Origin of the sequence: Streptomyces sp. NPDC052012 (genome assembly GCF_040689265.1) — a bacterium.
In the GTDB taxonomy this organism is placed as follows: Bacteria; Actinomycetota; Actinomycetes; order Streptomycetales; family Streptomycetaceae; genus Streptomyces.
Window position 1 is genome coordinate 68,236 of sequence record NZ_JBFAXA010000001.1, and the last position, 19,333, is coordinate 87,568.

General features: G+C 71.2%; 11 protein-coding genes. 8 read left to right on the forward strand and 3 right to left on the reverse strand.

The genetic code is table 11. The features are described from left to right. Window positions 1-132: 132 nt before the first annotated feature. The 4 genes from mrdA to AB0412_RS00335 all read left to right on the forward strand — a co-directional run bounded on the left by mrdA (window position 133) and on the right by AB0412_RS00335 (window position 7,493). Window positions 133-2,445 carry a penicillin-binding protein 2 gene (mrdA, locus tag AB0412_RS00320; protein WP_366400187.1) on the forward strand — a complete coding sequence of 771 codons (2,313 nt, stop codon included), beginning with the start codon at window positions 133-135 and terminating at the stop codon, window positions 2,443-2,445. Continuing rightward, complete coding sequence (rodA, locus tag AB0412_RS00325; RefSeq protein WP_366400188.1) at window positions 2,442-3,644, forward strand: rod shape-determining protein RodA; 1,203 nt, start codon at window positions 2,442-2,444, stop codon at window positions 3,642-3,644. The genes mrdA and rodA overlap by 4 nt, the downstream gene beginning before the upstream one ends. Before the next feature lie 67 nt (window positions 3,645-3,711). After that, entirely contained in the window at window positions 3,712-5,397 is a 1,686-nt protein-coding gene (locus tag AB0412_RS00330; protein WP_366400189.1) for a CYTH and CHAD domain-containing protein, read from the forward strand. A 116-nt stretch (window positions 5,398-5,513) separates the two neighbouring features. After that, window positions 5,514-7,493 (forward strand): TIGR03960 family B12-binding radical SAM protein, encoded by a 1,980-nt coding sequence (locus tag AB0412_RS00335; RefSeq protein ID WP_366400190.1) that lies wholly within the window; start codon window positions 5,514-5,516, stop codon window positions 7,491-7,493. A gap of 54 nt (window positions 7,494-7,547) precedes the next feature. On the opposite strand, the gene AB0412_RS00340 is transcribed toward AB0412_RS00335, so the two are convergent. Further along, on the reverse strand, window positions 7,548-8,159 hold the full coding sequence (locus tag AB0412_RS00340; RefSeq protein ID WP_366400191.1) for a dihydrofolate reductase family protein: 612 nt from the start codon (window positions 8,157-8,159) through the stop codon (window positions 7,548-7,550). Window positions 8,160-8,242: 83 nt separating this feature from the next. After that, window positions 8,243-9,091 carry a helix-turn-helix domain-containing protein gene (locus AB0412_RS00345; protein ID WP_366400192.1) on the reverse strand — a complete coding sequence of 283 codons (849 nt, stop codon included), beginning with the start codon at window positions 9,089-9,091 and terminating at the stop codon, window positions 8,243-8,245. A 227-nt stretch (window positions 9,092-9,318) separates the two neighbouring features. Here AB0412_RS00345 and AB0412_RS00350 point away from each other — a divergent pair, with 227 nt between their 5' ends. Then, on the forward strand, window positions 9,319-11,376 hold the full coding sequence (locus tag AB0412_RS00350) for a restriction endonuclease (RefSeq protein WP_366400193.1): 2,058 nt from the start codon (window positions 9,319-9,321) through the stop codon (window positions 11,374-11,376). A 75-nt stretch (window positions 11,377-11,451) separates the two neighbouring features. Here the strand turns inward: AB0412_RS00350 and AB0412_RS00355 are convergent, their stop codons facing one another. Beyond that, a complete protein-coding gene (locus AB0412_RS00355; protein ID WP_366400194.1) occupies window positions 11,452-12,234 on the reverse strand; it encodes a DUF2637 domain-containing protein in 783 nt (260 codons plus the stop codon). A 561-nt stretch (window positions 12,235-12,795) separates the two neighbouring features. Between AB0412_RS00355 and AB0412_RS00360 the strand changes: the two genes are divergently transcribed. The 3 genes from AB0412_RS00360 (at window position 12,796) to AB0412_RS00370 (ending at window position 19,234) form a co-directional block, all read left to right on the forward strand. Then, complete coding sequence (locus AB0412_RS00360; protein WP_366400195.1) at window positions 12,796-13,911, forward strand: hypothetical protein; 1,116 nt, start codon at window positions 12,796-12,798, stop codon at window positions 13,909-13,911. A gap of 48 nt (window positions 13,912-13,959) precedes the next feature. Beyond that, on the forward strand, window positions 13,960-14,742 hold the full coding sequence (locus tag AB0412_RS00365) for a TIGR03936 family radical SAM-associated protein (protein ID WP_366400196.1): 783 nt from the start codon (window positions 13,960-13,962) through the stop codon (window positions 14,740-14,742). Window positions 14,743-15,001: 259 nt separating this feature from the next. Beyond that, entirely contained in the window at window positions 15,002-19,234 is a 4,233-nt protein-coding gene (locus AB0412_RS00370) for an Rne/Rng family ribonuclease (protein ID WP_366400197.1), read from the forward strand. The last annotated feature ends 99 nt before the right edge of the window (window positions 19,235-19,333 follow it).

The following is a 19,333-nucleotide window of genomic DNA, read 5'->3' on the forward strand; positions in this document are numbered from 1 at the left end:
CACCCGGACGAGTGGGCGGGAGCGGAACCCCGCCGTGCGGGCCCGCCGTTCATCACTCGTACGCACACAGCCGTCAGCGGGACAGCCATCGGTGGCACGACCGTCCAGGGCATCGAGAGGGGGAGAAGCCGCGTGACCAACATTCCCGAGACCGGGCGCAGCCCACGGGTCCAGATCCGGCTCGTCGTCATCCAGGTCCTCGTCCTCTCCCTGCTCGGCACCCTCGGCGGCCGCCTGTGGTACCTCCAGATCCGCGAAGGCGACCAGTACGCCAAGGAGGCGTCCGGCAACCACGTCCAGCAGGTCGTCCAGCCCGCGGTGCGCGGCTCCATCCTCGACGCCCGCGGAGTGGCCCTCGCCGACAACGAGACCCGGCTGGTCGTCTCCGCCTCCCGCACCGACCTGCTGAAGATGAAGGACGACGGCAAGGCGGTCCTGACCAAACTCGCCGGAGTCCTCGGCATGACCCCCAAGGAGGTCATGGAGAAGGTCCGCCTCTGCGACGCGAAGACCCCCCAACCCTGCTGGAACGGCTCGCCGTACCAGCCCATCCCCATCACCGACGAGGCCACCCCCAAGCAGGCCCTGCAGATCCGCGAACGCGCCGAGGACTTCCCCGGCATCACCGCCGAACCCCAGGCCGTGCGCCGCTACGCCGGCCCCGGCAAGGCCAACACCGCCCAGGTCCTCGGCTACCTCTCGCCCGTCACCGACGAGGAGATCCAGCAGGCCCAGGACACCGAGTCGCCCTACCTGCGCTCCGACATGGTCGGCCGCTCCGGACTGGAGCGGCAGTACGACAAGCAGCTGCGCGGCAAGGCCGGCGTCACGCGCTACGAGGTCGACAACCTCGGCCGCGTCATCGGCAAGGCCCAGTCCGACCCCGCCGAGCCCGGCGCCAACCTCGTCACCAGCATCGACGCCCGCGTCCAGCGCGTCGCCGAGTACCAGCTCGACTGGGCGATGAAGGAAGCCCGCAAGCAGCACGACCGCAACACCGGCACCAACTACAAGGCCGACTCCGGCGCCGTCGTGGTGATGGAGTCCAAGACCGGCCGCGTCGTCGCCATGGCGTCCAACCCGACCTACGACCCCAACGCCTGGGTCGGCGGCATCTCCGCCAAGGACTACGCCAAACTCACCGGCAAGAAGTCCAACTACCCGCTGCTCAACCGCGCCATCCAGGGACAGTCGGCACCCGGCTCCGTCTTCAAGGTCATCCCGACGGCCGCCGCCATCAACGCCGGCTACTCCTTCGAGGGCCCCTACAACTGCTCCAGCTCGTACTCCATCGGCGGGCAGGTCTTCAAGAACTTCGAGTCCCAGAACCACGGCCCGATCAGCCTCGGCCGCGCCCTCGAGGTCTCCTGCGACACCGTCTTCTACCGCCTCTCCCACGAGGAGTGGAAGCGCGACGGCGGCAACAAGCCGAAGAAGAACGCCAACGACTGGTTCTACAAGACCGCCCACCAGTTCGGCCTCGGCAAGGAGACCGGCATCGACCTGCCCAACGAGGTCACCGGCCGCGTTCCCGACCGCCAGTGGAAGCAGGACTACTGGAAGGCCAACAAGGACGCCTGGTGCAAGACCGGCAAGAAGGGCGGCAGCTACGCCGAGCGCATCGCCTACGAGAACTGCCTCGAAGGCAACCGCCTGCGCGCCGGTGACTCCGTCAACTACTCCATCGGCCAGGGCGACACCCTCGTCACCCCCATCCAGATGGCCACCATCTACGCCGCCATCTCCAACGGCGGCACCATGTACGACCCCACCGTCGGCAAGGCCGTCATCAGCCCCGACGGCAAGACCGTCACGGAGATCGAGCCCAAGGCGCACGGCAAGCTGCCGATGTCGAAGAAGACCCTCGCCGCCATAGACGAAGCCCTCGAAGGCGTCGCCACCCGCGGTACGGCCGCCTGGCGCTTCGGCGGCTGGCCGCAGGACAAGATCCCGATGCACGCCAAGACCGGTACGGCCGAGGTCTACGGCAAGCAGACCACCTCCTGGTTCACCACCTACACCGAGGACTACACGGTCGTCATGACGATCTCCCAGGGTGGTACGGGCTCCGGTGCCTCGGGCCCCGCCGTGCGCAACATCTACAACGCGCTGTACGGCGTCTCCGAGGACGGCGAGATCGACAAGAAGAAGGCGCTGCTGCCCGAGCCGCAGAAGAGCCTGCCGAAGGTCCAGACGGACGGCACCATCAAGTCCCCGAAGATCCCCAAGGACCCCGCCAAGACGGCGAGCCCCTCGCCCGACGCCTCGGCCACCACACCGCAGGACGGCCAGGACCCCGCCGACCAGCAGCAGGCGGGCACCGTCCCCTCACCGGAGGCCGGCAACCGCGACACCCGGCGCCGCGACCGGCGCCGCGGTGACGGGCGCCCGCGCCGCCACGCACGCCGGCGACGCGGCACCGGAACCCGGAGGGCCGTGACATGACCGGCGGTGTGAACAGCTTCCAGGTCTCCGGCTACGGACCCGAACGGGCCGGCTGGACGCGGCTCTTCGCCCGCGACTCCCTGGCCCGGCGCCTCGACTGGCCGATACTGCTCTGTGCGATCGCCCTGTCGCTGCTCGGCTCCCTCCTGGTGTTCTCGGCCACCCGCAACCGCACCGAGCTCAACCAGGGCGACCCGTACTACTTCCTGGTCCGGCACCTGCTCAACACCGGCATCGGACTGGCCCTGATGATCGGCGCGCTCTGGCTCGGCCACCGCGCCCTGCGCACCGCCGTGCCGATCCTGTACGGCGCGTCCGTCTTCCTGATCCTGCTGGTGCTCACCCCGCTGGGCTCCACCATCAACGGCGCCCACTCCTGGATCAAGCTCCCCGGCGGCTTCTCCCTCCAGCCCTCGGAGTTCGTCAAGCTCACGATCATCCTGGGCATGGCGATGCTGCTGGCCACCCGCGTCGACGCGGGCGACAAGCAGTACCCCGACCACCGCACGGTCCTCCAGGCCCTCGGGCTGGCCGTCGTGCCCATGCTGATCGTGATGCTGATGCCCGACCTCGGGTCGGTCATGGTCATGGTGGTCATCGTGCTCGGCGTGCTGCTCGCCTCCGGCGCCTCCAACCGCTGGGTCTTCGGCCTCATCGGAGCGGGCGCCATCGGCGCGGTCACCGTCTGGCAGCTCGGGGTCCTCGACGACTACCAGATCAACCGCTTCGCCGCCTTCGCCAACCCCGAGCTCGACCCGGCAGGCGTCGGCTACAACACCAACCAGGCCCGCATCGCCATCGGCTCCGGCGGACTGACCGGCGCGGGCCTCTTCAACGGCCACCAGACCACCGGCCAGTTCGTCCCCGAGCAGCAGACCGACTTCGTCTTCACCGTCGCCGGTGAGGAACTCGGCTTCGTCGGCGGCGGCCTGATCATCCTCCTGCTCGGCATCATCCTGTGGCGCGCCTGCCGCATCGCCCGCGACACCACCGACCTGTACGGCACGGTCGTCGCCGCCGGCATCGTCGCCTGGTTCGCCTTCCAGTCCTTCGAGAACATCGGCATGACCCTCGGCATCATGCCGGTGACCGGCCTGCCCCTGCCGTTCGTGTCCTACGGCGGCTCGTCGATGTTCGCCGTGTGGCTGGCGGTGGGCCTGCTGCAGTCCATCCGCCTGCAGAGACCCCTGTCCGCCTAGCCGTCCGTCACCGCGGGTACGGAGCGGTCCTCTGCCGCTCCGTACCCGGGCCGACTAGATTCGGTCCATGGCGGACACCAAGCGCGAGATCGAGCGGAAGTACGAGACCCGGGACGGCGCACTGCCCGAGCTGACCGGCGTCCCAGGCGTCGCGTCCGTCCTCGACAAGGGCGTCGCCCACCTCGACGCCACCTACTACGACACCGCCGACCAACGGCTGACCTCCGCCGCCCTCACCCTGCGCCGCCGCACCGGCGGGACGGACGCCGGCTGGCACCTGAAGTTCCCGGTCGCCCCCGGCGTACGGGACGAGATCCGCGCCCCGCTCTCCGACGACCTCCCCGACAGCCTCGCCCGCCTCGTCCGCTCCCGCGTGCGCGAGCACGAACTGCGGCCCGTGATCCGGCTGCGCTCCGACCGCGACGTACGCCACCTCCTCGACGCCGCCGGCCGGCTCCTCGCCGAGGTCAGCCTCGACGCCGTGCACGCCGAACGTCTCACCGGCGACGGCGGCACGGCCCGGTGGACCGAGATCGAGGTCGAACTCGCCGACGGCGGGGATCCCGCGTTCCTCGACAAGGTGGAGAAACGTCTGCGCAAGGCAGGGGCGAGCCCCTCGACGTCCGCGTCGAAGCTGGCGCGGGCACTGGCGGAGACGGCCGGCGGCGACTCACCCGCATCCGCATCCACATCGGCACCCGCACCGGCACCCGCACCGGCATCCGCACCGGCTTCGGGACCGGCTGTGGCACCGGCGGGATCGGCTGGGGCAACGGCAACCGGGCCTGCCTCGAAGGCGGGGAAGCGCAAGCGGCGGAAGACCGGCGAGCCCGTCACCGCCGGGGACCACGTCCTCGCCTACGTCCGCGAACAGCGCGACGCCCTCGTCGGGCTCGACCCCGCGGTCCGCCAGGACGTCCCCGACGCCGTGCACCGCATGCGGGTGGCCACCCGCCGCCTGCGCAGCACCTTCCGCACCTTCGGCACCGTCCTCGACCGCGAGGTGACCGACCCCATCGCCACCGACCTGAAGTGGCTCGCCGCCGAGCTGGGCCTCGACCGCGACCAGGAGGTACTCGCCGAGCGCCTGCGCACGGCCCTCGACGACCTGCCCGGCACCCTCGTCCACGGCCCCGTGCGCGACAGGCTCACCGCCTGGTCCCGGGCCGGCCACAGCGGAGCCCACAGCCAGGTCACCGCCATCCTCGACTCCCGCCGCTACCTCACCCTCCTCGACACCCTCGACGCCCTGCTCACCGACCCGCCCCTGCGCAAGAAGGCCGCGGCGAAACCCGGCAAGGTGCTCGCCGACGCCGTGCGCAAGGACCTCGACAAGCTCTCCGGCCTCATCACCCAGGCCCTCGACCTGCCCCCCGGCCAGGACCGCGACCTGGCCCTGCACGAGGCCCGCAAGAAGACCAAGCGCACCCGGTACGCCGCCGAGGCCGCCGCGCCGGCACTCGGCGCCCCGGCGACCGACCTGGTCAAGGCGATGAAAACCCTCCAGGGCCTGCTCGGCGACCACCAGGACAGCGTCATGGCCCGCCAGACCCTCAGCGAGCTCGCCGCCGTCGCCCACGCGGCGGGCGAGAGCGGCTTCACCTACGGCGTGCTGTACGGCCGCGAGGAGCGGCGCGCGGAGATCGCCGAGACGGAGCTGCCGGGGGCATGGGCGTCGATGAGCAAGGCGATCGGGAAGCCGTTCAGAGAGCCGTTCGAAAAGCCGATCGAAAAGCCGATCGGAAAGCCGTGAAAGAGGGAGCTGCCTTCTGATCGTGCGGGGAACCGTCGCGACCGCGTTAGGCTTGATGGTCACCCGTCCCCAGCCGCCGGCCGGGGTCCCCCAGCCAGCACACGAAGGTTAGCGAGATGCCTGCCGAAGCCGCCGAGTCTGTGAAGTCTGTGTTTCCGCAGCTCGAAGCTCTCCTCCCGCATGTGCAGAAGCCGATCCAGTACGTCGGCGGAGAGCTCAACTCCACGGTCAAGGACTGGGACAGCTGCGACGTTCGCTGGGCGCTCATGTACCCCGACGCCTACGAGGTCGGACTGCCCAACCAGGGCGTCATGATCCTCTACGAGGTGCTCAACGAACAGGACGGCGTCCTCGCCGAGCGCACCTACAGCGTGTGGCCCGACCTGGAGGCGCTGATGCGTGAGCACGGCGTCCCGCAGTTCACGGTCGACAGCCACCGCCCGGTCAAGGCCTTCGACGTGCTCGGCCTGAGCTTCTCCACCGAGCTCGGCTACACGAACATGCTCACGGCCCTGGACCTGTCCGGCATCCCGCTGGAGTCCAAGGACCGCACGCTGGACGACCCGATCGTGATGGCCGGCGGCCATGCCGCCTTCAACCCCGAGCCGATCGCCGACTTCATCGACTGCGCGGTCATCGGCGACGGCGAGCAGGCGGTCCTCGAGGTCACGCGGATCATCCGCGCCTGGAAGGAGGAGGGCCGCCCCGGCGGCCGCGAGGAACTCCTCCTCCGCCTGGCGAAGACCGGCGGCGTGTACGTCCCCGGCTTCTACGACGTCGAGTACCTCCCCGACGGCCGTATCGCCCGCGTCGTACCGAACCGCAGCGGCGTCCCGTGGCGTGTGTCGAAGCACACGGTCATGGACCTCGACGAGTGGCCCTACCCCAAGCAGCCCCTGGTCCCGCTCGCCGAGACGGTCCACGAGCGCATGTCGGTGGAGATCTTCCGCGGCTGCACCCGCGGCTGCCGCTTCTGCCAGGCCGGCATGATCACCCGCCCGGTGCGGGAACGTTCGATCACCGGCATCGGCGACATGGTGGAGAAGGGCCTGAAGGCGACCGGCTTCGAGGAGGTGGGCCTGCTGTCCCTGTCCTCGGCCGACCACTCGGAGATCGGCGACATCGCCAAGGGCCTGGCCGACCGCTACGAGGACGACAAGATCGGCCTCTCCCTCCCCTCCACCCGAGTCGACGCCTTCAACATCGACCTGGCGAACGAGCTGACCCGCAACGGCCGCCGCTCCGGTCTGACCTTCGCCCCCGAGGGCGGCTCGGAACGCATCCGCAAGGTCATCAACAAGATGGTCTCGGAGGAGGACCTGATCAGGACCGTCGCCACGGCCTACGGCAACGGCTGGCGCCAGGTGAAGCTGTACTTCATGTGCGGCCTGCCCACCGAGACCGACGACGACGTCCTCCAGATCGCCGACATGGCGACGAAGGTCATCGCCAAGGGCCGCGAGGTGTCGAACTCCAACGACATCCGCTGCACGGTCTCCATCGGCGGCTTCGTCCCGAAGCCCCACACCCCGTTCCAGTGGGCCCCCCAGCTCTCCGCGGAGCAGACCGACGAGCGCCTCGCCAAGCTCCGCGACAAGATCCGCGGTGACAAGAAGTACGGCCGCTCCATCGGCTTCCGCTACCACGACGGCAAGCCCGGCATCGTCGAGGGTCTGCTGTCCCGCGGTGACCGCCGCATCGGCGCGGTCATCCGCGCGGTCTACGACGACGGCGGCCGCTTCGACGGCTGGCGCGAGCACTTCTCCTACGACCGCTGGATGCAGTGCGCGGAGAAGGCGCTTGAGCCCTTCGGCGTGGACGTCGACTGGTACACGACCCGCGAGCGCACCTACGAGGAGGTCCTCCCCTGGGACCACCTGGACTCGGGCCTGGACAAGGACTGGCTCTGGGAGGACTGGCAGGACGCCCTCGACGAGACCGAGGTCGAGGACTGCCGCTGGACCCCGTGCTTCGACTGTGGCGTGTGCCCGCAGATGGACACCCAGATCCAGATCGGCCCGACGGGGAAGAAGCTGCTGCCGCTGACGGTCAAGAACGCGGCCCCGGCGCCCAGCGGGACCGGGCACGCGCACTGAGGTGGCTGGTGTGTCGGCTGCCGGGGCGTCGGGTTCCGGCAGCCGGCGGAAGCTCTAGCGGCGCACCTTGTAGCTCAGGTGCAGCACGCGGTCGCCCTGGACGACCACGTGGGGGTCCTCCAGCAGCAGTTGCCCGTCGATGCTGCCGAAGTAGCGTTTGCCCGATCCGAACACCACCGGCACCACGTCCATCGCCACCTCGTCCACGAGGCCGGCGGCGAGGATCTGGCCGCCCACCTCACCGGCGTTCACCGCGATGACGCGGTCCCCGGCGAGCTCCTGGGCCTTGTCGATCGCGGCCGTCACCGAATCGACGAAGTGGTACGACGCCTCGGGGTGCCAGCCCTCGGGTTTGGGCCGGTGGGACACCACGACCACGTGGTCGCCCGCGGGCGGGCGACCCTCCCAGCCGTTCACCAGGTCGAACAGGTGGCGGCCCATCACCGTCGTGCCGATCGCCGCCCACGCCGGCCGGACGTACTCCGCCGACGCACGTGAGACCTTGAAGGGGCTGCCGGCGCCGGAATGGTCGTACTCCGGGTCGGCGTCCCCGGTGATCGGGGTGTCCCCGCTGAAATACCAGTCGTGCAGGGGCCCGACGTCGTCGTTCTTGTCGGCGATGAAGCCGTCCACCGACACCACGCTGTGCATGATCACTGTGCCCACCGGTACTCCTCGGATCGCCCTGCGCCTTCAGCGCGTTCACCTCCGATCCTGCCGCCCGACCGTGCGACCGCGCTTGTAGAAAATCAATCGGCCGGCATCGGGCCGTTGTCCGGCGGGAAGTCCCGCTCGGCGGGGAAGCGCTGCCGCAGTGCCAGGTACTCCGTCGGCGTGTGGCCGGTGAAGTCCTTGAACTCCTTGCTGAAATGGGCCTGGTCGAAGTAGCCCGCGGCGTGAGCGAGGTCCGCCCAGTCGACCGGGTGCAGGGGGTCCACCGACAGGAGCAGCCGGGCGAAGCGGTAGATCCGCGCCACTCGCTTGGGGGTCACCCCCACATGCGACTTGAACTGCGTCGCCAGGTGAGTGCCGCTCACCCCGGCGGCCTCGCTCAGCGCCCCGACCGGGACCGCGCCGTGGGACGTCTCCAGACGCCTGCCCGTGTGCAGGACCAGGTCGAGACCGCGCGCCGATGTCCCGGTGAGCCGCGATCGCAACTCCTGCTCCATCACCCGCAGTGACTCGGTGGCCGACGCGGTGTCGCCGAGCCGGTTGCGCATCCGTTCCAGAGCGCGTTGCCAGACGGCGCCGAACGGCACCCATCGGTTGTGCAGCTCGGCTGCCGGGATGCCGAGGAACGGCGAGAGCCCCCAGGGCTTGAAATGCACTCCGACGAGCCGCACCCGCGTGGGCTGCTCGAAGAGGAAACGCCTGGTCCATACGCCCATGAACCACCCGTCCCCCTGGTTGAACACCACCGGCGGCACGGACGGATCGGAATCCCACAGACGGGCGGGCCCGCCCAGGTTGACGAACAGATGCGCCGACGGCATCGGCGGAACACTCACCCTGCGGTGCCGCGGCACCCCGGTCAGGCAGTAGATGTCGTCGATGAACAGCCCGAGCGGCGGCACGGGCACCCGTCCGACGTATTCCATCGACTCAGTGTGGTCGACGAGGTCCGCGCACGCGAGGGCGGTGGCCGACCATCTCCCGGGCGGGGGGAGCGGGGCCGGTGACCTGCCTGAACGATTGATTCTGATCGCTTTGGCAACTTGATATTCAGGACGGCGATTGCTGGATACAGTCGTTTTGTTACTCCTGGTTGTGGGGGCAACCAGTGCTTGGTCGGCTGTGCCGACGTCCTGGGGAGGGCCTGTAGCGCATGAGTCGTCGCTCTGCTGGTTTTGTCGGTGCGTGGGCTGAGATTCAGCGGCAGCAACAACGTCAGGTGGAAGCCGAGGCGAGACGGCGTCGGGAGGAGGCACGGCAGGCGCGGGCGCACCAGCGGCTTGCCGCGCAGGGCCACCGGGAGTACTGCCAGGCGGAGGCCAGATGGCGTACGGAGGAGTTAGAGGCGCAGGTTGCGGCCCTGCGAGGTCTGCTGACCACGGGATGTGGGGCGCCGGCTTTCAGGGCATCATCTCTGATGCGCACGGAGGACATCCCGCCGTTCGACCCGGGGCCACTTGCGTGGCCGGTGCGTATGCCCGACCCGAGCCAGTACCAGGCACAGGGGGGCTGGACCGCCAACAGGCGAGCACAGGCACAGGCCGAGGCGCGGGCCCGGTTCGAGCGCGACTGGCATGCCGCGCAGGTTGCCGAGGCGCAGCGGCAGCAGCAGTTGGCCGCGTTGCAGCGGGACCACGAGCAGAGGGCAGAGGCTCAGCGGGCCGAGGTGCGGCGGCACAACGCCGGGGTCGGGGAGACGACTGACAGGGTCAGGCGGGGCGATCCAGATTCCGTGGTCGAGTACTTCTCCGCCGCGCTCTACGCGTCGACGGCTTGGCCGGAGGGGTTTCCTCGGCAGGTGGCGGCGGCCTATGACGTGGCGGGGCGGCAGCTGGTGCTGGATTGGGAGCTGCCCACGTACGACGTGGTCCCGGAAGCGAAGTCCGTGAGGTACCTGTCCCGGGAGGATCAGTACAGGGAAGCGGCACGTCCGGTGAGTCAGCGTCGGGCGCTGTACCGCGAGGTGCTGGGGCAGAGCATGCTGCTGGTGCTGCATCAGCTCTTCGCTGCTGACGAGTACGGCATTCTCGACTCGGTGGCCTTGAACGGCTTCGTGGATGCCCACGACCCGGCGACGGGAAGGCAGACGCACATCTTCCTGGCGACCGTCATGGCCTCGCGGACGGTCTTCACGGACCTGCATCTGGAGCAGGTGGACTCGGTCAGCTGTCTGACCGACGCGCTGAGGGGGCAGCTTGCGACGCGGCCCGACCAGCTCACCTCCGTGCGGCCGAGCCGACGGCCCCAGGACGTCGGAAGCCCCGTGGCCGCTCATGGCGGCGATCACGAGCCGGACCTGTACGACATGGATCCGATCGCCTTCGAGTCCCTCGTCGCCGATCTGTTCCGGGCCATGGGGATGCAGGCCGTGACCACGCAGCGCTCGAACGACGGTGGCGTCGACGTGGATGCGATGGATCCGACTCCCATACGTGGCGGCAAGATCGTCGTCCAGGTGAAGCGCTACCGGAACACCGTGCCGCCCACGGCGGTGCGCGACCTGTACGGCACGGTCCAGGACGTCGGCGCCAACAAGGGCGTGCTGGTCACCACGTCGGGCTTCGGCCCTGGCTCGCACACCTTCGCTCGGGGCAAGCCCTTGGAGCTCATATCCGGCGGTGAACTCGTCGACCTGCTGCACCGGCATGGGCTTCGTGGACGTCTGGGGGAGGGGCGACCAGCTGCCTCGGCGCAGCCGGCGCCGTCCGGCCCTGCGGCTTCGCCCGATGACTACAACGTGCTGGGCATGACGTGGTCCGGCCGCGTCGCGCTCGACGTGTGCGCGCTGGTCTGCCGTGGCAGCCGCGTCCTCAGCGAAGATCACTTCGTCTTCTTCAACAATCCGCAGACACCGGACGGCTCGGTACGCGCGGTACCTGCGGCGGGGCCGGACAAGGCAGCCATGCGTGTCGCCTTCGACGCGCTGCCGGAGGCCGCTGATCGACTGGTGCTGGTGGCTGCGGTGGATCCGGAGGTGAATCCGGATGCCGACCTCTCTGGATTCACCGATGCCTGCATCCGGCTGCTGGACCCGGCGATGACCGAGCTCGGCCGGCTCGAGGTGTCCGACGGGCGCGTCCGAGAGACCGCCCTGGTACTGGGTTCTTTCCGGCGCAGGTCCAACGGTGATTGGGACTTCGTGCTGGGCGGGAAGGGCTACACGGGTGGCCTGGAGCAACTCGTCCAGGACTACGGCATCGACGTGGAGTAGTGGCCGGCGCAGTGGCAGGCCCGGTCGGTGGCGACTCGGGGTCGTCGGTGACCGGGCCTGTCGTTGGGTGCCGGGTTACGGGACGTCGCGTCTGTACGGGCGGACTCGGTGGCGTGGTGCTGTGCGCCGGGGTGGGCGGGTCAGGGTGATCTGGCGGACGAGTTGCTGGAAGCAGGCCAGTGCCGCGACTCCGGGCAGGGCGGCCGCGGCTGTGTCGGCGATGGTCCGGGGGGCCTGGATCACGCAGAGCATCACGGCCACGGAGGAGAACAGCAGCACGATGAACCAGGAGTGCAGGGCGCGGCGTTGGTGGAGGGCGGCGCGCAGGATGGAGAGTGAGCCGGCGAGCCAGGGCCCGTACACGAGCACCGGCCACCAGGCGGACGAACTGCCGCTGTTGCGTGCGGTGGTGACCATCAGGAGTGGTTGGTAGGTGACCACCCCGCTGAACACGCTCACCATGGACACGATGACGGCGGCGAGGGCGGCGATGACGTAGCTGGCGAGCCGGATGGCGTCAGGGCGTTTGCGCGGGGTGAGCTTTCGGTGGCCTCGCGGGGCGGCGCGCAGCGGGGGCAGCTCGGCCGTGATCTCGTGGAGGTTCCCCATGGGGCTGCCGGCGGGGGGAGCGGTGACGGACGTTTCCTCCCGGGGGTGGGGCACGGTGCGGCCGTATTCTTCCGCGCGGGCTTCCTGGAGGAGGTAGGCCAGTTCCTCGGCGGGGTCCCAGGGCGGGACCGTGGGGTCCATCGTCTCCGGGTAGACGGCCGCCGTCTGGTGCCGGCCGGTGCCCGGCGCCTCGTACTGATCCGGAAATTCGGTGCTGTACCAGAGAGGGTCGAATCGTTCTTCATTCATTGTGTGATGGATTCATCGGCTCGGCACGCGGAGCGGCTGGCGGCCGAGCCGACCCATCGGGCGGCAAGGTCGGATTCCAGTTGGTGGACAACGGCGAAGAAATGTGCCAGGAGCGGTTCGGTGACCTGTAGGACGACAGATTCACCGTTGACGCTGAGTGTGCCCTTGGGGTCGGGCGAGGGGGAGGGGGAGGCGGAGGCCGGGGTGTAGAGGTATGGGCCGGCGGCCTGTCCGTGGACGTCCGCGAGGTCGTGCGGCTCCTCGTCGGACCCGGGCGTCCCGGGCGTACGTGCCTTCGTCATGCACCGAATAACGTCGGCGGCTTTCACTTGGATGCGCGGCGATTGAGTGAACGGCCGCATAGAAAATTGTTTTATATCGTCCTTGTGGATCTTGATTTCCGGCGTTGAAGAGAAAGGGTTCTTCTGGCTTATACTGAGGCTTTCGGAGCCGGTGCCGCGGTTTTTGTCATTCCTTATCCTCGTACGGCGTTGAGCATATGAGGTGCACCAGGGCGGGCGGCCCTGGATCCGGACCGGCCGATCCGGCGTCTGTGTCGGTATGGATCTGGAGAAGTCGGCTGCCGCACCGCACGGTGACGTTCCCGCGGCGAAGGACAGGGACACGCCCGACGCAGAGGGGTGCCTCGTCGTGGCTCTGCGCATCCCCCTGCGCATCGTGGTCCTCGTGCTGGTGGTGCCGGTGCGCATGGTGTGGGACGCGCTCGTCGTCGCCGGGCGGTTCCTGAACGACACCGTGTTCCGGCCGCTCGGCCGTGCGGCGCTGTGGGTCGGGCGGGCGCTGTTCGTGTGGCCGTTCGTCGGGTTGTGGCGGTATCTGCTCCTGCCGCTGGGACGCGGGCTGGTCTGGCTCGGGAAGGTGCTGGTCGTCGTCCCCGCCGGGTGGGCGTACCGGAATCTGCTGACGCCGCTCGGGCATGCGCTGCTGTGGGTGTACGCGCGCGTGCTGACGCCGGTCGGGCACGGCGTGCTGTGGGTGCTCCGCGGGGTGGGGGCCGTGCTCGCCGCCCTCGGGCTCGGGACGTACACCGCCCTCGCCTGGCTCGCCCGGTACCTCGTCGTCGTGCCGGCCGTGTGGCTGTACGCCTGGGTGCTCACGCCGGTCGGACACGCGATCGCCTGGTGCGCCAGGGGAGTCGTGTGGGTGGTGAGCACGGTCGTCACGGGGGTGGGCCTGGCGCTGTACTGGATCACGCGGGTGCTGTTCGTGCTGCCCGCGCTCGCCGTGTGGCGGTGGGTGCTCGTGCCCGTCGGGCGGGTTCTCGCCGTGGTCGGGCAGGAGATCCTCGACGCTCTCGGGCACGCCTGGCGGATCGCCGGGCACATCTCCCTCGCCGTCGGGCGCTTCCTCGGCACCCTCTTCCGCTGGATCTTCGTGGAGCCGGTGCGGTGGGTGTACCGGAGCGTGCTGACGCCGGTCGGGCACGCCGTGCGCAGCGCCGTGCTGCGGCCCGCCGCGCAGGCCGCGCGCAGCGTGGGACGGGCCACGCGGCAGGCGCTCGCCTCGGCCCGCGAGTCCGTGCGGCAGGCCCGCGCCGACTTCCGCCGGATGCTGTTCGGGGAGCCCCGGCAGCCGCAGCTCGCGAACCGGCGGGAACCTCCCGCGCGTGAGGCACGTACTCTTGGTAGCAGTACGACCGCTCTCACGAAGGACTGAACGACACTGGGCAAGCGACAGCCCGTAGGCCCGCCGCCCGCACCCGCGGTGCAGCGCATCCGACTGCGCTACACCAAGCGCGGCCGCCTCCGGTTCACCAGCCACCGTGACTTCCAGCGCGCCTTCGAGCGTGCGCTGCGCCGTGCCGAGGTGCCGATGGCGTACTCGGCGGGGTTCACGCCGCACCCGAAGGTGTCGTACGCCAATGCCGCACCCACCGGCACGGGCAGTGAGGCGGAGTATCTGGAGATCGCCCTGACCGAGCCGCGCGACCCCGAGCGGCTCCGGATCCTCCTCGACGAGTCGCTGCCCGCCGGGCTCGACATCGTCGAGGCGGTCGAGGCCCGCACATCGGGGCTCGCCGACCGGCTCACGGCCTCCGTGTGGGAGCTGCGACTGGACGGCGTCGCCCCCGAGGACGCCCGCCGCGCGGTGGACGCCTTCGAGGCGGCCGAGACCGTCGAGGTCCAGCGGCTCACCAAGAACGGCGTACGTACCTTCGACGCCCGTTCCGCGGTCGCCGGTCTGGAATGCGTGGGGACGCCCTCCGCGCACTCCTCGCAGGCTGATAGGCCGACCGACCAGCCCTGTGCGATACTGCGGCTGGTTGTTCGGCACGTGACGCCTGCCGTACGACCCGACGACGTCCTGTCCGGTCTTCGCGCCGTGGCCGACCTGGCGCCGCCGGTCCCCGCAGCGGTGACCAGGCTGGCGCAGGGGCTGTTCGATGAAGAGACCGGCACGGTGACCGACCCGCTCGCGCCCGACCGCGAGGCAGCGACGGCCCGCACAACGGCCGATCCGACTGCCACCGCGACGGCGCCGGCGTAAGGAAGGTTCCGCGAAGGGACGAACGTCGTAGCGCCGCCCTCGAACTCGGGAGCCACCTGGGTCGGGCAGCGCACCGACCAGAAGACTTTCGCCAGGCCGTACGCATTCGGCGTACGGAACCGGCGAGACAGGACACAGAGAGCTCCCGAGCGGCGCCCGCGCCCCGGACGGCGGCACCGCGCATCGCGCGAGCCGCGGACGTCACCGGCCCTGCCGGACCAGGTGCGGCGCCCGGGAGCCTGACGGGAGAAACGCCCGCATGCTCGAACCGACCGAACCCACTCAGGGTTCCGAACTCAACACTCCCAGCGACACCCTGCCGCCGCGCAGGCGCCGGCGGGCCGCTTCCCGCCCGGCCGGGCCGCCCGCCGGGGCCTCCGACACGACGGCCGAGACGGCCGAAGTGGTCACGTCGGCCATACCGGCCGCGGAGTCCGCCGAGCTCGCGGAGACGGCGGAGGAGGAGAGCGCCGAGGCCGCCGCCGCGGCCGAAGAGGCTCAGGTGCCTGCCGAGTCCGAAGCGGCCAAGGAGCCGGAAGAGACCGAGGCTGCTGCGGAGGAGGCCGCTCCGCGCCGGCGCCGTCGTGTGGTCCGCCGTGCCGCCGCACCCGCCGGGGCACCGGCGTCCGCGGAGGCGGCGGAGACCGTCGTACCGGCCACGACCGCGGCGCCTGCCGAGACGGTGGCCTCGTCGGCCGCCGACGAGGCGGACGAGGCCGCTGAGTCCGTCGCGTCCCCGCAGTCCTCGCAGGAGGCCGCGCCCCGTCGTGCCCGCCGCCGGGCGACGCGCAGCGTGACCTCGCCGGAGGCCGCGGCGCCCGCAGAGCCCGTCGCGGCCGCTGAGCCCGCCGAGGCCGTCGCCGAGACCGCAGTGACCACCGAGGCTGCGGAGACGAGCGAGGCCGCCGAGTCCGTCGAGGCCGTCGCGTCCGCCGAGGACGCCGCTCCCCGCCGCACGCGGCGCCGCGCCTCCCGCCGCGCGTCCGCCCCCGCCGAGGAGGCCAAGGTCACCGAGGACACTGAGGTCACCGAGGCCGCCGCAGAGAGCACCGGGGTGCCCGCAGCGCAGGCCACCGAGACGGCCGAGGCGGCGCAGGCCCCGAACGCCGCGGACGAGACGCCCGCCGCGCAGCCCGCCGCCCAGAGCTCCGAGGCCGAGGCCGAAGCCGGTGACACCGCCCCCCGCAGGCGCCGTCGGGTCGTCCGCAAGCCGGCCGCCGGATTCGCCGAGCCGGCACAGTCCGCCCCGGCCGGGGCTTCCACCGCCGCCGCTCCCACGGCCTCCACCGCCGCCGCCGCGCAGCCCGCCGCCGAGGCCGAGGGCACCGGCAGCGGTGGCAAGGCGCCGAAGCGCCCCGTGCGGCCCGCCGTCGCGGTGTTCCAGCCGCCGGTGTTCACCGAGCCGAAGTTCCAGACGCCGGAGCGGGCCGCCGCCGAGGCGGCCGCCGAGGCCGCCGAGCCGGAGGAGCCCGAGGAGACCGAGGAGTACCCGGAGGAGCAGCCGGCCGCCTCGCGCCGCCGGCGCCGTCGCCGGGGTGCGTCCGAGGAGCCCGAGGCCGCACCGGCCGCCGAGACCCCGGCCGTGACCCTTGGCGAGGACGAGACCGAGGCCGAGGAGACCGACGAGTCCGCCGAGGACCAGGCGGACACCGAGGACCAGGATGACAGCGAGGCCGCCGGTTCGCGCCGTCGCCGTCGCCGCGGCGGTCGTCGCCGCAGGCGGGGCGAGTCCGCCGAGGGCGAGGGCGGCGAGGCCGGGGACACCGACACCGAGCGGGTCTCCGCCGTGCAGGCCGCCCAGGACGCCGAGGACACCGCCGAGCAGGCCGAGGAGGACGCGGAGGACGCCGCCGAGTCGGCCGAGGACCGCGAGGACCGTGAGGACTCGGGTGCCGGGGGCGGCTCCAGCAGCAGCCGGCGCCGTCGCCGTCGCCGTCGCCGGGCCGGTGACAGCGGCGTCGAGGCCGAGCCGGCCGCCGACGACCCGGAGCGCACGGTCGTCAAGGTCCGTGAGCCCCGTCCCCCGCGGGAGAAGGGTGCCGAGCCGTCCGACGAGGTGCAGTCCATCAAGGGCTCGACCCGTCTGGAGGCCAAGAAGCAGCGCCGCCGCGAGGGCCGCGAGCAGGGCCGGCGCCGGGTGCCGATCATCACCGAGGCGGAGTTCCTGGCCCGCCGCGAGGCCGTCGAGCGCGTCATGGTCGTACGGCAGCACGGCGACCGTACGCAGATCGGCGTCCTCGAGGACAACGTGCTCGTGGAGCACTACGTCAACAAGGAGCAGTCGACCTCGTACGTCGGCAACGTCTACCTCGGCAAGGTGCAGAACGTGCTGCCGTCGATGGAGGCCGCCTTCATCGACATCGGCAAGGGCCGCAACGCCGTGCTCTACGCCGGTGAGGTCAACTTCGAGGCGCTCGGCATGGCCAACGGGCCGCGCCGTATCGAGTCCGCGCTGAAGTCCGGCCAGTCGGTGCTCGTCCAGGTGACGAAGGACCCGATCGGCCACAAGGGCGCGCGTCTGACCAGCCAGGTCTCCCTCCCCGGGCGTTACCTCGTGTACGTGCCCGAGGGCTCGATGACCGGCATCAGCCGCAAGCTGCCCGACACCGAGCGGTCCCGGCTGAAGACCATCCTCAAGAAGATCGTCCCCGAGGACGCGGGCGTCATCGTGCGCACCGCCGCCGAGGGCGCGAGCGAGGACGAGCTGCGCCGGGACGTCGAGCGGCTGCAGGCGCAGTGGGAGGACATCCAGAAGAAGTCCAAGAACGGCAACGCCCCGACGCTGCTGTACGGCGAGCCGGACATGACCGTCCGGGTCGTGCGGGACATCTTCAACGAGGACTTCTCCAAGGTCATCGTCAGCGGTGACGACGCGTGGCAGACCATCCACGGATACGTCGCGCACGTGGCGCCGGACCTCGCCGACCGGCTGCAGAAGTGGACCAGCGAGGTCGACGTCTTCGCCACGTACCGGATCGACGAGCAGCTCGCCAAGGCGCTGGACCGCAAGGTCTGGCTGCCGAGCGGCGGTTCGCTGGTGATCGACCGGACCGAGGCGATGGTCGTCATCGACGTCAACACCGGCAAGTTCACCGGCCAGGGCGGCAACCTGGAGGAGACGGTCACCAGGAACAACCTGGAGGCGGCCGAGGAGATCGTGCGCCAGCTGCGGCTGCGCGACCTCGGCGGCATCATCGTGATCGACTTCATCGACATGGTGCTGGAGTCCAACCGGGACCTGGTGCTGCGGCGCCTCCTGGAGTGCCTGGGCCGGGACCGTACGAAGCACCAGGTGGCCGAGGTGACCTCGCTGGGCCTGGTCCAGATGACCCGTAAGCGGGTCGGCCAGGGTCTGCTGGAGTCGTTCTCGGAGACCTGCGTCCACTGCAACGGCCGCGGTGTCATCGTGCACCTGGACCAGCCGACGTCCGCCGGTGGCGGCGGCAAGCGCCGCAAGCGGGCGCGGGCCGGTGCCGCCGAGCAGCCGCTGGAGGCCGAGGCGGCCGTGGCCGTCGAGACGGCCGAGCAGGAGGCGGAGTCGGAGACGGAGGCCGAGGTCGCTGCGGAGGCCGCCGAGCCGGTCGCCCTTCCGGCGCCCGCCTTCACCCCGGACGAGGAGCTGTACAGCAGCGCCGCCGAGGCGGAGGCCGCGGCCACGCGCGGCCGGGGCCGTCGCCGGGCGAGCCGGCGTGCGTCGGCGCCGGCGGGTGCGCCGAAGCGCGGCGAGGCCAAGCGGGACGAGGCGCAGGCCGAGGCCGCGCAGGCCGAGGTGCCGACGGCGCAGGACGTGACGGCCGCCGAGGAGGCGGAACGTCCCGTGCAGCCGGAGACGGCCGCCGAGGCGCTGGCCGAACCGACGGCCGTGGAGGACGCGGTGGTGGCCGCCGAACCGGAGACCGAGGCTCCGGCCCCGGCCGCCGAGGAGGCCGCGCCCAAGGGCCGTACGCGCCGCCGGGCCACCCGCAAGGTGTCCGCGCCGGCCGGTTCGCCGGCGGGAGCGGAGGCCGCGGTGGTGACGGTCGCCGAGACCGCACCCGCCGCCGCGGAGGCTCCGGAGCCGCAGGTGGAGGAGCCGCAGGCGGAGGAGCCCCCGGCGGCCGAGGCGCCCGCCGAGCCCGCCGCCCCGGCCCGCCCGCGCCGCCGCGCGGTCCGCAAGCCGACCACGCCCACGGCGCCCGAGGAGGCGGCCGTCGTGGTCGTCCCGTCGGCCCCGGCGGAGGAGCCGGCCCCCTCCGAGGCACCTGCCGAGGCAGCCGCCGCTGACGAGGAGACCGCTCCGGCCAAGAAGACCGCCCGCAAGGCGGCCAAGAAGGCCACGGCGAAGAAGGCCGCCACGAAGAAGACGGCGGCGAAGAAGACCGCCGCCAAGAAGACGACGGCCAAGAAGGCGGCCAAGACCACCAAGACGGCGGCGAAGAAGACGACGTCGAAGAAGACCGCGGCCGCGACCCAGCAGCCGTCGTCCTCGGTCACGGCCACCACGGAGGACTGATCGCACCGCGCCCCTGGGCGCAGCGGGGCCCGGTTTGACCCCTCAAGCCGGGCCCCGTAACCTTGAGCGTCGGCGTGTCCATCGGGGCCGCCACATCCC

Coding starts and splice junctions, on each gene's coding strand:
- rodA (WP_366400188.1), top strand. CDS start 2,442: ATGACCGGCGGTGTGAACAGCTTCCAGGTCTCCGGCTACGGACCCGAA.
- AB0412_RS00330 (WP_366400189.1), top strand. CDS start 3,712: ATGGCGGACACCAAGCGCGAGATCGAGCGGAAGTACGAGACCCGGGAC.
- AB0412_RS00335 (WP_366400190.1), top strand. CDS start 5,514: ATGCCTGCCGAAGCCGCCGAGTCTGTGAAGTCTGTGTTTCCGCAGCTC.
- AB0412_RS00345 (WP_366400192.1), bottom strand. CDS start 9,091: ATGGAATACGTCGGACGGGTGCCCGTGCCGCCGCTCGGGCTGTTCATC.
- AB0412_RS00350 (WP_366400193.1), top strand. CDS start 9,319: ATGAGTCGTCGCTCTGCTGGTTTTGTCGGTGCGTGGGCTGAGATTCAG.
- AB0412_RS00355 (WP_366400194.1), bottom strand. CDS start 12,234: ATGAATGAAGAACGATTCGACCCTCTCTGGTACAGCACCGAATTTCCG.
- AB0412_RS00360 (WP_366400195.1), top strand. CDS start 12,796: ATGGATCTGGAGAAGTCGGCTGCCGCACCGCACGGTGACGTTCCCGCG.
- AB0412_RS00370 (WP_366400197.1), top strand. CDS start 15,002: ATGCTCGAACCGACCGAACCCACTCAGGGTTCCGAACTCAACACTCCC.